A 13,778-nucleotide genomic window follows, 5' to 3' on the forward strand; every position below is an offset into this window, starting at 1 on the left:
TATTTTTACAATTAAAAATTATATTGCTTTTTTATTTCATTTATTGCATTTTTTCTTTCAAAAAAATCAATATTTTCTAATAACAATCTTGATAATATTAGTAACATAAGTGCTATAGGAAAAAATATCAATACTGAGTATTTAAAATATAACATTATTAGGAGTAGGGATATAAATAATGAAATTACTAATAAAAATAACAGTTTATTCGACAATTCTTCAGCAGAAACAATTATATTTGCTATTTTTTCTTTGTCAAATTCCATTTTCTCGTAACTAATATTATCGATATTTCTCTTTTGTTTCGAAACTATATTGTTTAATTTGTTAACTACTACTAGTGCAATTACGATAAACATTATTGCAAGAATTAAATTCAACTTTAAATTAGCTATTGTTCTATACCAATTATTAATAGGAATGAGTATGAGAACAAGAAACGTAATAATACTAGAATATTTTTTAATATTTTCTAAATTTTCTTTTTGATAATTAGGCGTTTCAAAACTTTTAATGTAAAAAATTTTTGTATCAAAATTATAATAATAACCTTGATTTCCGTCATGATATATTTCTGCATATGATTTCTCTCTATGTATCAAAATAAATTCCTTCTCAATTTATACTACCTGTTGAATCATACATTAATTCAAAAAAATCACTAACATTGTTAATTGTATCCTTCGATGCTCTTTTTATAATATGATTTATTTCATCTTTATTATCATAAACATAATCGAACACCATCGATCCACCTACACCTATTACTGCTGTAGCACCAAAGTCCACAGCAGAACCAACAACAGGAGCAGGCGGTGCAAGTACACCTGTTGAAATTAATAGTCCAGCTGTTGCGGTACCCGCAGCCGTTCCTACAACTTTTGCAGCACTACCAATTATTACGGGTGCTCCTGTCTTCATAGTTGCATCTTCTACATCTTCTCCACCTTTTACTTGAGCTGCTCCAAAGTCAATTGCAGCCCCAAGTACAGGCGCTCCATATTTTACAAATTGGCTCGAGCCTCTAATGAAGTTAGCGTAAGAAGGATTTACATCAATAGCCGAGCTGTGTCAGTCAATTTTGATTTAGCTACCTCTTTAAGTAAGGCAGCCGATGCATTACTTAAACCACTGATAATTGATTCATAGGTATCTTTTTTAATTTCTCCTAATTTATACGCTTCATTAGCCGCTTTTATTAATTTCTTTTTATCAACTGAAACATTACTTTTTTTAGTAGTATTTTCAATTTTTGAAGCTTTCTTACTTTCTTCAGCCTTTTTACTTTTCAGTTCTTCAGCTTTGGCGTCTTCTCGCTCTTTCCAATTCTTCTTAACTGTCTTTGTCCATTCCATCTGTCCGGATGTTGGTTTTCCAAAAGCTCCGGTTTTACTATTATATCCAGAAAATCCTGTTGAAACAGCCGCTAGTGCTTGGTTAACAGTTGACTGTGCATTAGAAATGTCCGCAAATACTGTTGCTGAATGGGCGTTAAATTCATTAAGGTTGTCTAATTTCTTTTGATTAGATTTTATACGTTTTTTTAATTTTTTAATATTACTTTTTGTAGAACTTATGGCAGATTTGGAAGGTTCTGGATCATCGTTAAGATGCTCTAAAAGTGCTTCAGCAATCTTTAATGATGCCCTATCACTTGCTAATTTTGATTCTAAAACGACAGAGTCTAAATCCTCATCACCACAAATTGAGACATATAAGGTTTGTAATTCTGTACATTTCTCACTCAATGTTTCAGAGAAAAGAATCATTCCTTGAAGCATCGGAGTTAACGTTCCAGTAGCATAGCTTTTTGCATTTGAATAAGCAGTCCCTTGAAGAGTTGCAGCCTCTGCAAAAGATGATAGTTTTGTTATTGCATCATTTAAAGCCGATACACGACTAAACATAGAAATAGCTACTGTTGATGCTTGAGTTCCTACAGAACTTACACTAACTTTTACCATTTTTAACCTCCTTTTCTTTCATTACTTTTTTGCATCAAACTCTGTTTTTCATAATACAACTTATCTAATGCATTTTCATAATCCATAATCTCTTTAGAAACTAAGTTTATCCTATTGTCATAGGATTCTTCTAAACTTAGTGTTTCACTATTTACCGTTAGAATAAAGTCATTATTCTCTTCTAATTCTTCTGATTCTGTTAAATAGGCATCACCGAGTTTTAATGATTCTAGTAACTCTATTTGTAACTCCATGACGTCGTTTTTCAATTTTTGTAAGAGCCTTTTACTATTCTCAGCATTATCAAGCTTTATTTGGAATAACTTTAAGTCAAGTTCAATATCTTCGAATGTTCGTTCAGTCATAACATCACCTATTAAAACAAACCATATTTAGGCTTAAAATCCGGATTTGATATAACAGAGCTGTCATTACTAGGCATTGTATATTTAGTATTTGCCGCAATCTCTTGGCTAATTTTTTGGTCAATAGCTTCAAACTCATTCACCGTAGAATGAATGAGAGCTATGAACTCATTTATTTTTTCAGCAATTTGGCTACTACTACTTGCCTCTCCATCGATGTAAGTTGAAGCATCGCTATTACCACTATAATCACTGTTTGAATCCTTAGTTGGAGCTCCTACTGCTGTGATTCCACTGGCTCCTGATTGTATTGCAGTTGCACAGGTGGATGCGACGGAGGCATCACTTTGTATTTTTGCCATTTGGTCTCCTTTCTTAGTCTATGGTGAGTTTTAATTTTTGATAGGTTTTTCTATCGTGAATGTAGGCTTCGTCTTTGTTTGGACGGATTTCCTTACTATTATACACTTTTTCAAGGAAGGTTTGATCCATGAGCCTCATGCCAGCCAGCACATACTGGGTCGTTGTGCGAACGTATTTAGGCACAGCATCGATCTTAGTCCCAACATAGTTATAGCTTGATCCAAGAATCAGATGTAAACCATAGCGTGGTCCATTGTCAAGCAATGCCTGAACCTGTTCAAGCTTCATATTGCTCTTAGCCACAAAGCTTTCAAAATCTGGAATCATGATAAACCATTCAGCTATCTCAGATTGGCTTTCACGTTGCTGCAACTCATAGATCAACTGATCCGCCATATCTTCAATCATATCAGAACCCACATAAGTACGTACCTGACCTTGATAGCTTTCATATTCGCCAAGCGAATCGATGATCATGTTATGGTAATTTGGGACGTTAAGCAAGACCTTGATGATATGGGAACCAACTGCTTCGAGTGACTCGTCAGAATCAGACATGTAAAGCATATGCTTAAAGCGATTAAGTGCTAAACTATAACTTTCAACGTCAACCATTTCAAGCCCAAATGGTAAACGATTAGCTGATAGGTCAGCTTGAACACTATCTGTAGCCATAAAGTCGTCAAAGGTTAATTCTTCGGGAACAATTGGTATTGCTTTTGGTCTTGGTCCAGTCCATTTGCTGTTCATGGCGTCAGATTCGTTTTGGATGTTATTGATGATGTCAAAGGTTTCAGTGCCTTCTGTTGAGAGAGCCACTTGTAACACTTCAATGTCATCACGTTTGATTAATCCACGTCCTGGAATATCTTCCATGATGTGTTGGTGACGACCGACAAGTGTCCGTGATTCAGAGTCATCTGTTAATTTAAGAGCGATACGTTCTTTAAGGTTTGCCATTAAGGACGACCTCAAAGCTGCCGTACGACCAGCTGAGATAACTAAGGAAATGCCAAGTGACGACCCATCACGCGAAATATTTTGGAAACAAGCTTCTAAGTTAGTCGGTGTTTGAGCTTCCCGTAGCCCTTCATAACTGTCAATAACAATCAGGATTTGAGGCATGGTTTCCCCAGATACCTGACGGTAAAGTTTTGCTGTCGCGACATTGTAGCGACTGAGGGCTTTTTTACGATCAGACATTTCAACTTTGATACGGGCAATAAACTTGGCTATTTTTTCGTCATCATCAATGGTAAAGAAATCTGCTACATGTGGCAAACGTCTTAGAGGTAAGAGGCCATTGGTACCAAAATCAAAGAGGTAAAGGTTTAAAAATTCTGGACTATTATGACGTGCTAAGTCCATTGTTACAGTTTGAAGGGCTGTGGATTTCCCCATACTTGGTCCTGCAAAAATTGACAAATGCCCATCGTCTTCAAAATCGTGGTAAGCCACTTCTTGTGCTTGTTGGCTTGGTATATCCATAAAGCCAAGAACAGCTTTGTAAGATGGGGCCTTGCTCCAGAGGTCTACTGATCCCTCCTTACGGAGATCGGTTACTGCAATCTGATTGCTTAGAGGCGGTAGCCACGGTTGAGGTAAGTCTGAGATGCCCATTTCTTTGGTTAAAGCTTGAATGTTTTCAACGATAGCATCTAATTCCGTAGGTACTTCTTTAATATTTTCGGCTTGGTCTAAGCCTGAAAGATCATCATTTAGGATTTCGTATTGGCCAAGGTCGTTGATGGAATAAATGGTATGGTCTTCAATCCCTTGGTCGTCTTTTTCAGGTTGGTAATCTGCTCCTGACCATGCTGATTGGAAGAGTTCATAGACTTCATTATTACCAACTTGGAGGTAGGCACGTCCTGCTTGTGTAATCTCGGCGGCATCTGGAGTATGGAGCATTTCCATGGAGTCGCCGCGGTCTGCTACTTTAAGAGCTAGTTTGAAGCGTGAGTTTGACCAGATTTGGTCATCTACCACACCAGATGGTTTTTGGGTCGCTAGGATTAAGTGAATCCCTAGGGAACGCCCAATTCGCGCTGTTGAGACAAGCTCTTTCATAAACTCAGGTTGGTTGGATTTCAATTCGGCAAACTCATCGGAGATTAAGAAGAGATGAGGCATTGGTTCTGAAACTTCTCCAAGTTTGTATTTCTTCTGATACTGGTTAATATGATTAACATCAGCTTTAGCAAATAAACGTTGACGACGTTTCAATTCAGCATTAATAGAAACCAAAGCACGCATCGATTGGGCACCATCTAAGTTGGTGATGGTGCCAAGTAAGTGTGGCAGGTCCTTAAAGAGGTTTGCCATCCCCCCACCTTTGTAGTCTATGAGAAGGAAAGCTACATCGTGTGGATGGAAATTAACAGCTAAAGAAAGGATATAGGACTGTATAATTTCTGACTTCCCTGATCCCGTTGTTCCTGCAACTAATCCATGAGGACCATGAGCTTTTTCATGTAGGTTTAGATAAACAATATCATCCTGACCACGTAAGCCAAGTGGAACAGCTGAGCTTTTATACGGAGCATGGCTTATCCAACGCTCTTGAACATGCAAATCTTCAAATTCTTCTGCTTGATACATTTCCATAAAAGTAACTGCTTCTGGTATTGAAGATTTAAGATTTTGTAGGTGATTTAACGGAGCTAGGCGACGTGAAATATTTTCCTTGTCATAATCCTCTAAGAAATGATCTAATTCAAAATCTGTTTCTTTAAGCTCTCCTTCTTCTATAACTAACTGACCAGTATTACGGTCTTTAATATTAATAATGGTTTTGATATTTTCTGAAAGTGAACTCATAACATCTTGAACAAAGATGAGAGAACATCCCAATTCTGTAGGATCTTCCGTAAAGAATTCCATGATGACGTGATCTAAAATTAACTTTTCATCAGTTACAATAACGACATAATGCGGAGAAAATAAAGTCCCTTCTTTGGCAGATTTATCTTCGCGTTGTGTGCGACGTAATTTTAAAATTTGGTTAAGACTGTTGAGCACTTGATCACGGCTTCTTTGATTATAAACAAAGCCACGAACATTGACATCTTGTAAGGTTTCATGTGGCAACCAACGCATCCAAGACCACTTATCCATCTCTTCCTCTGGAACAATAGTAATAAATTGAACATCATGGTAAGAATGGAAAAAAGCTAATTGATTAACCATCAATTGGAGTTGCTCCAATACTAAACCTCGTGGTCCTATATAGCCAACTGGTCCATGTGATAAATTCGCAACAATCGGCATATTTTTAATATAACGATTGTTAAAGTAGAGGTTATAGCCTTCGTTCTCTAAAGGATCTTTTTTCCCAGAACGTTCTGGTTGAGAATAATGAATATTATAGCTCGTTGGTACTTCTCCCAAACCTAGGCGATAATACAAGAAGTCAAAATGAAGTGGTGTCTTTTCATAAATACGATGGTGATAAGTATCAGCCATTTCCTGTAAACCTTCAATCGTTGGGTAATGATAGTGTTGCCCACGCTTTTGCTCTTTAGCTAACTTCTGAAGTTCAATTGACTTATCAGATAAATAGTCATGATAGGAATCAATGCGTTCTTGTAAGTCCTGCTTATACTGTTTACGATTTTTAAAGTAACCAGTGATAGAGAAAATCATCGTCACTAGAGCCATTGACATTGTTGCAATGATATAGATACCACGAGGACGAAAAATAGAAATAAGAATGCTGACTCCAATCATCACTAGAGGAGGAACAATTAATTTTAACAGTTCATCTTTAGACTTATTAGGTTCATTACCAGGCGCATTAACTGTAATTTTATCTTCACTGGAACGATAAATAATACGAGGTGAGCGGTGAAAATCAGGATAGCCTTCGTAAAATTGATAAGCTGACATAACTTTCTTAGTTAATGATGTTTCATAATCAGCCCCCCCAGATTTGAATTTCATCTGGGAAAAGCTTAACAATTGTTCCTTGGAAGCTAATCTCATCACCTAAACTTAAAGGTAACTGCTGCACTACTTTTTGAAGATGATTATTCAGATAAATATCACCTTCAAATAAATTAAGCTGCCAATTACTTTCTATTTTTTTCAGTAATAAATTAGGGGCTCCTTCTTTAAAACGGACACGATACCCTTCTTTATCACCGATTAATATATCTTCGTAATCTAAGGGAGTATAAATTTCTTTTTGATTATTCGCTAAATAGAAGACAATTCCTGAAATCTCTACACCATTAGTTAACTCTTTTTCTTTTTAGTCAATAATATATACCAATTGACCTTGTATATTTTTTAGCGTGATGTCATTTTCTAAATCTGATACTGGTATTGGCGACTTGCCGTTTGATGATATTAGAAAGGATTTCTCCTCTTCAATATTAAATTCGTAGCGGAGTGATTGATAATAACAAATAACTAACATATCCACCTACCTACTTTTAGTTTTAGAAGATGTACTTGCTGTAGTACTTGATGATTCAGATGACTCTTTGTTGGAATTTGTCGAATGATTATTGCTATTTTTCGATTTGGATTCCTCATCTGTTAAGGCTGTCTTACGGTCTTTCCAATATTTATCATAGTCTGTTTGTAGCTCAGAAAGTTTTTGTTCACGATCTTTACCAGATAAACTATTGTCTTTTCTAACCTGATCCATTTTCTGAACAATAGCATAAATAACAAGGTCAGAATCGTCTAAACGTTTGGCAGCATCAATAGCATCATCATCTAAACCACGGCCAATATTAATCCAATAATCAAGATAGAGCTCATCAGTCTTGAGCGTAACATTGTTTAAAATAACTTCACGCTGTTCTTCAGAAAATGACATTCCATTAATATAGGAATAGGCCAACTCGTACTTCTGTGTATAAGGTAACTTACTTACTTTTACATGTTCTAGTCGATTAATCACTTGATTATAATCAACTTTAATAAATGAAGTATCCGCTGCCAACATTTTTTCTTTGAATGGATTGTGAATAAAAACCAGATATACTAGCGGAATCAAGAGTATTGTAGATAAAGCTCCTAGCCAAACACTTATGTATTTATAAAGCTTATATTTTGCCCTTGATACTTTTGCTAACGTATGAGTTTCTACTTCTACTTGCTGCTCATAATCAATAGTAATGATGTCTCTAACAGCCTGAATAGTTTCTGCATGATAAATGCTTTTTAGGAAATCTGATACTTCAATAACAGAAATAGCACCATTATACAACTCTATATAGTCATGTTGCGTCAATAATGCAAAGACAAAACATTTGAATTGATATAAAAACTCTTCTGGACCAAATTTCTCAGGTCTCATAATCCCAGGAAGGCTACGATAAGCTATTTTAGCAGTTGCATTTTTTGTTAAAAATAGATTAGAGGGATGCAAAATGAAATTTACTGACAAAGACAAAGCCTTATCTAAATCCAAGACATTCAAGGCTAATCGTAATTTTTCAGATAAAGTTTCTTTTTTAAAGCTTTCAAAAAATAGAGCGTGCGCTTCTGTCTGGAATTGAAATTGAATGGTATCTGCATCAATTGCAGTTGTCATAGGCATCAACAAAGAATGGTGAATTTCTAACAATTGCAGTTGTAGCAGATTTTGAGTTCCTACTTTTGAACGCTTAAGAGATAACTGCCAAAAATCTGGTCCTTTTTCAAATTGAAAGTCTTGTTCTTCAAATACAAACGAATCTGTTTCCATTAATAAAACTCCTCTATCCTTATACGATCACCAGTTGTTACTGGATGGTGCGCTAATATATCGTTCTCTCCCAATAAAATACCTTTATTTATAACTCTTAGTTGATATTTGGTACGCCTTTCAGTACGGCTAAAAATACTATCTAATTCCATTACTAATTGCTTAACGCTAATTTTCAAAGGGATACGTAAATCTTTTGAGGTTTCCCCCATATCTAGAGTAATGTTAATATGTGTATTCATCCTTTTTGTCCTTTATTTTAAAAGTCATTATAGAAGCTAATATTAGTACCAAACTAATGAGAACCAGGTATATAATTATATGACCAATATCAGCCGAAACAGTCGGTTCTTCTGTTCTTGTAACAAATTTAAATTGATTACTTTCTTCAGAAAATAATTGTTTGATACGTTTTTTCCTATCAGATTGTCCTTTATTTGAATATTGAAACAGTTGCTTAGACTGCTTTTTCTGGAGTGAGACTTTAGATTGACGGTTTTTATCCAATTTTTTAAGGTCTTCTTTTTTAAATAAATCTTTAGTTAATTCAGTTTGAAAACCAGAATTTTTTTGTGAATCTGATTCTAAACGTTTTGTATCAAAATGAATATCATTATTCTTTAACCCATCAGAAAATACTGATGTTTGACTCATACAGGATAATATTAGTAGACAGGCTAAAAATCGTTTCAACTTCATCAACAACCTCACTCTTTTACTTTAGCTTCAAAATTTAAGGTGATAAAAATATTCATGATAATAAAAGCAACATCCACAAGAAGTACTAAGATAAGGAAAATAAATCCAGTTGTCACATTATCAAAATAAGATGATAATTGATTTTCAAGGATAGATAGTGGATTAATAGCTTTTAGTAATTTTGGAAGTCCACTAACAGTCGCTACTGTGCCTACGGCATTTGATAGATACACAAAACTAATAATCATAAACAAAGCTAAACCCATACCAACTGCTTTAAAATTTTTAATAAAGAAATACTGACTATGAATTAATAAAAAACTAAACAGAGTCATAACTAGGAACCAAGATGGTACATATTCAGGCATGACATGAAGACTTCTGCTTGAGATAACTCCCAGTGCTAAACCAATAACAAGAGAGAGGCCTGAAATGACAATGACATTTAAAAAGTCTGTTTGAAGCCAGCGGTTGACATTATACCTATCTGTCAATTTCTTAATAAGGTTTTGAGTCGCAAAGATATATGCTGTAAATAGGCTAACAACTTCTAATAATAGTATCCAAGTGAATGGGCGATAAGTATTTTCAGTTGCCCTAACTGCAGACGCTGATTCAGCGACAGGTCGTGATAAGAAATTAAGGAGAATATCATTTGGCACTCCATTTTTATAAGCAGTATTAAAAACTTTAGAGAAAGAAGCTACGAAATCACCATTATTGGCCAATTCTTTTTGGAAGTTAGCCATTAAATCGGTTGCATCCGTCGAAAGTTTGTTGCCCGAATTTTTAGCATCTTGAACATCTTTATTGAATGATGTGAATATTTGATTAACTTGGTCCGCCTCTTGACTATTAGATTTGGACATATCTTTTACGCCCGCTGCAGAGGTCATTAGCCCATCTAGCTGGTTCTTCAAATCAGATAATTGTTGATCAGTTGTTTTCTGTGAGTCGTTTACTTTAGATTGATCCTGTGTGATGTTTTGGACCTTCATGTTAATTGATTGAAGGGTTTCAAGCTGTTTTTTGATTGCATCTGTTAGTCGTACATTTGTCTCAGTTACTTTTGCCATTTGATCCGCCAATCCATCTTGACTATTTTCAACTTCCTCCATGACATCTTTAACTTTCTGTTGCGCATCAGCAGTGTTTTCATCCATCAAATACTTAGTTATACCATTTTTGACCAGATCAACCATCGTATCGTTAACACTTTGATTTAAAAATTGATCAAATAAATTTTGCGGTTCTTCGCCATCAGAAATAATGTAGTATTTAGCTACTAATCCGTGAGTGGTGTTATATGCATCATTTACTTCTTGTAGAGTTCGTTGATACGTTGCCTCTGCCTCAAAGTAAGACCGTTGGATTTTACCGTCATCATTTTGTACAATTTGTTTCTGATTCCCGATAGTGATTGTATAGCTTGGTTTCGTAATACTAGAGTTAGATGATTCCCTTTGATAACTGCTATTGATAATAATATTATTGTTTTGGCTGGGGTCCAAGGTTCTTGTTTGCTTACCATTAACCGTCCAGGTATCTACCCTGTAATCTGGATTATTTGATTCAACAGAAACTATCTGCTCACCAGTTCGAGTAGAACTAGATGACAATTTTAATTGATTAACTTTATTTTTAGCTTCATCTCTATTTTTCCTAGCTTCAAAAAGACGATTCAATAAATTAGTATTTAAATACAGAGTTCTTTCGTTGCTTACTTTTTTAATGATTTCCGAATCAGAAGATGTAAACTGAATGGCTTTTTCTTCTTCTTGGGTTAAGTGCAACTCCGAAAGGTTTAGTGAAGGAATGCTTGAAATGAGAGAATTTGTGAAATCTGCTACCTTAGCTTTAAAATCTTTCAAAGTCTTCTCATTAGTAGAATGACTCTTCAATAATTCTAATAAAGTAATATTATCTTTATTATTCTTAGCAAAGTAACTTGCTAGTCCCTCTCTAACAATTTTATCTAGTTGTTCACTTTGATCTTTAGCAATGTTATCTTGTGACTTGAGTGCTTCAGATAGTTCTTGGATTTTTTGCCTTGCAACATTTAGATAAGCTGATGAGTTTTCTTTATGATTATGATTGTTATCATCACCCATAATACTATTGAGTTGTGATGATAATGTTTCTTGGTCTTTTTGTGCTTGTGTGATAATATCAGATAATTGCTTCTCTAATAACTCGTTATTCATTTCTAGTAATGAGGTCGAAAACGCTTCATACGAAATGCTATCTTGATGGCGCTGTTCTATTAAGCTTGATAAATCTTTTCCAGTATTTGTCTGGGTTGTCACCAAATCATTAAACATGTTATCAGAAGCTTCTAAAGATTTTTTCAGTGATTCGTTAGCAGTAATGGAACTACTAGACTGGTTAACGAGGGCTGGAAAGATATTTTGGAAATTAGTTGCAGAATCTAAAAGATTTTTTTGGTAATTTGAGATATTACCTGACTGAACATTTACCATGGCCTGTACATTTTCTTGAGCTGTATATAAGTTACTTAAAATACTTGCCATGTACATATTTACTAAGTGGCTATTTAACTCTGAAACAATATCTTTCTCTTTTTCAGTTGCCTTTTTCTCTAATGCTAAATTCCCCTTGGCATTAACCTTATAAGAGATAGTTGTTTGCTCTGCATTTGCTTTATTGACATCAAGAAGTTTTTGAGAAAAGTTATTAGGGATGATAACCATTAATTGATAATCACCTTTGTCTAATCCATTTTGAGCAGTACCTCGACTAACAACTGACCAATTTTGACTATTATCACGTTCGATAGACTTAATATAACTAGCTCCTAAATTATAACTTTCTTTACCATTAGATACATTTTGATCTTCGTTGACTAATGCTATATTTAGTTTAGTGTTAGTAGCTGACTGTGTTGTTTTATTCTCTTTTGCATGATCGCCTTGAAGCTTAAGATTAAGGCCAGCAATAGCTACTAAAAAGAGAGCAACAGCTATAATATACCAAAGTATTCTAAAGTTATTTCTTTTCATAATTCTTCCTAAAATATATTTTATTTTCAACAAAATAGGAAGGCTTTGCCTTCCTATTCACTTATAGACTATGATACGATACTATCCACTAATTTGAGAAGCAATATCTGCATCCGTCTGCTCAATGATATCTGCAACTTTTAATAATTGCTGGTTAATATCTTCGAGTAATTGAGCAAATTCTGTAATTTTTGGAGATAATTCATTGAATTGTGCTTCAAAAGAATCAAAAGTAGATCCATCCCAATTTTCGTCAATAACTGCTTGCTCTTGAGTAAGCAAATTAAGAACTTCTGTTACTTGTTGAGAACCAGCTGTGTACTTTTGTGCTGATGAGCGAAGTTCTTCTGGTGTTAATTTAATTTGTGCCATAAATTTTCTCCTTTTTCTATAAACACTTTTGCAACAACTGCATAATTATTACAACATATTTTTTAAAATATATTCAAATTTACTGCATTATTTAAAATTATTTTTAATGTTATTGTTTAATCCTGTTTATTTTCATCTATATCAACAATCTGTCCTTGTTGATTTAATCGAAATCGTGTCAATTCGTGAAAGAAAATCTTTTTATAAAAACCATGTTGCTTCTTAGCATTGACTCTTTTAGAAATACCTAATTTATCATCTGAACTATTAATACCAAAATTACCAATGTAATCTTTATTAATACGGTAACTATGATACTTCTCTGGATGTGAAATTACATAGGATGTGGCTGCTTCAGACATATTGTTAATGGGACTAGGGGAATTAAAAACACGCGCTGATAATCTCATTTCTGAAGCCACAATCATGGCCAAATAACCACCTAGAGAATGGCCTGTTAACCAGAGGGTTGCATCAGGATAGTTCATCTTAATTTTTTGTGCAAATAGTTTAGATGTTGTAATTTGACTTGGATTTTTACAAGGCAGAGAAATGCCATCCTCTCTCAGGGTAATACTTGAAGGACAAGTTAGCAATTTATTGTTCTTCCCCAATACAACTGAATCGATATCTGTTAAGATATCTTTCTTATTAAAAGCGTTCGTTCCTGAATATGCTATAACAATATGATTACTTTCATCCAAAGACTGACATGCCATAGCCTGCATACCATTATTGATATCATCATTAACCTCTAATACCATAAAAGAGCGTTTTTGATGGAAATCAATAATTTGACTACCTTCTATAATTTGAAGGTGTCCATTACTTTCTGCTTTGGATTTTTCAATATTATATGCCATATCTGATAGCACTTTAAAACTACTATCTGGAATCATTCATTTTCCTCTCTATTCAAAGACCAGGTGATATCTAACTCATCAATAGACTGAATAGGTTCCTTTTTTTCTCTAGGTCTGAGATGAAAACTTTTAGGATGACAAATAATACCTGAAATACTATTACTGTCACTAATATCATCAACAATGTAATTGATAATATTAACGCCATTTATTGTTATAATAGAAGACCATGAACCAGTTTCTAAAGAATGCCTCCACTTTGAAAAAACAAGTTGTTGAATACCTAGATATCTGTGTACTAAATCAAGGGCGATTTTTGTTTCTAATTCATTAATATGTGTTCGTGTTTTTAACATAATTAACTCCTTAAGTTTGTTCCCTATTTTATCACAATTAGGCTTTTTTTATAAAAACAGAACAAGCTATATTTA

The 13,778-nt window shown here is 34.3% G+C and carries 13 protein-coding genes and 1 pseudogene; all 14 read right to left on the minus strand.

What is annotated here, in order from left to right:
- Positions 1-11 precede the first annotated feature (11 nt).
- On the minus strand, positions 12-602 hold the full coding sequence (locus EGX96_RS10550) for a hypothetical protein (RefSeq protein ID WP_000581833.1): 591 nt from the start codon (positions 600-602) through the stop codon (positions 12-14).
- A 13-nt stretch (positions 603-615) separates the two neighbouring features.
- Positions 616-921, minus strand: a complete 306-nt coding sequence (locus tag EGX96_RS11145) for a hypothetical protein (RefSeq protein WP_000847738.1) — start codon at positions 919-921, stop codon at positions 616-618.
- A 128-nt stretch (positions 922-1,049) separates the two neighbouring features.
- Positions 1,050-1,964: a hypothetical protein gene (locus EGX96_RS10555; protein ID WP_000241584.1), complete on the minus strand. Its 915-nt coding sequence runs from the start codon at positions 1,962-1,964 to the stop codon at positions 1,050-1,052.
- 2 nt (positions 1,965-1,966) lie between these two features.
- Positions 1,967-2,329 (minus strand): hypothetical protein, encoded by a 363-nt coding sequence (locus EGX96_RS10560; protein ID WP_000140207.1) that lies wholly within the window; start codon positions 2,327-2,329, stop codon positions 1,967-1,969.
- Positions 2,330-2,340: 11 nt separating this feature from the next.
- Positions 2,341-2,691: a TIGR04197 family type VII secretion effector gene (locus EGX96_RS10565; RefSeq protein ID WP_001063013.1), complete on the minus strand. Its 351-nt coding sequence runs from the start codon at positions 2,689-2,691 to the stop codon at positions 2,341-2,343.
- A gap of 13 nt (positions 2,692-2,704) precedes the next feature.
- Entirely contained in the window at positions 2,705-6,634 is a 3,930-nt protein-coding gene (essC, locus tag EGX96_RS10570; protein WP_001902381.1) for a type VII secretion protein EssC, read from the minus strand.
- Positions 6,609-7,112 (minus strand): annotated as a pseudogene (locus tag EGX96_RS11300) (cell division protein FtsK). Before EGX96_RS11300 ends, essC begins: the two are co-directional and overlap by 26 nt.
- 6 nt (positions 7,113-7,118) lie before the next feature.
- Positions 7,119-8,393 carry a type VII secretion protein EssB gene (essB, locus tag EGX96_RS10580; RefSeq protein ID WP_000447054.1) on the minus strand — a complete coding sequence of 425 codons (1,275 nt, stop codon included), beginning with the start codon at positions 8,391-8,393 and terminating at the stop codon, positions 7,119-7,121.
- Complete coding sequence (locus tag EGX96_RS10585; protein ID WP_001091721.1) at positions 8,393-8,635, minus strand: EsaB/YukD family protein; 243 nt, start codon at positions 8,633-8,635, stop codon at positions 8,393-8,395. Before EGX96_RS10585 ends, essB begins: the two co-directional genes overlap by 1 nt.
- Positions 8,619-9,092 (minus strand): type VII secretion protein EssA, encoded by a 474-nt coding sequence (gene essA / locus EGX96_RS10590; RefSeq protein ID WP_000769477.1) that lies wholly within the window; start codon positions 9,090-9,092, stop codon positions 8,619-8,621. The genes EGX96_RS10585 and essA overlap by 17 nt, the downstream gene beginning before the upstream one ends.
- Before the next feature lie 8 nt (positions 9,093-9,100).
- Complete coding sequence (esaA, locus tag EGX96_RS10595) at positions 9,101-12,112, minus strand: type VII secretion protein EsaA (protein WP_000828094.1); 3,012 nt, start codon at positions 12,110-12,112, stop codon at positions 9,101-9,103.
- Between the two features lie 81 nt (positions 12,113-12,193).
- Positions 12,194-12,484, minus strand: a complete 291-nt coding sequence (locus EGX96_RS10600) for a WXG100 family type VII secretion target (protein ID WP_000057251.1) — start codon at positions 12,482-12,484, stop codon at positions 12,194-12,196.
- 116 nt (positions 12,485-12,600) lie between these two features.
- Positions 12,601-13,383, minus strand: a complete 783-nt coding sequence (locus EGX96_RS10605) for a lipase family protein (protein ID WP_000611754.1) — start codon at positions 13,381-13,383, stop codon at positions 12,601-12,603.
- Entirely contained in the window at positions 13,380-13,703 is a 324-nt protein-coding gene (locus EGX96_RS10610) for a hypothetical protein (RefSeq protein WP_000921241.1), read from the minus strand. The genes EGX96_RS10605 and EGX96_RS10610 overlap by 4 nt, the downstream gene beginning before the upstream one ends.
- Between the last annotated feature and the right edge of the window lie 75 nt (positions 13,704-13,778).

This window comes from Streptococcus sp. FDAARGOS_520 (genome assembly GCF_003812685.1).
Lineage (GTDB): Bacteria > Bacillota > Bacilli > Lactobacillales > Streptococcaceae > Streptococcus > Streptococcus agalactiae.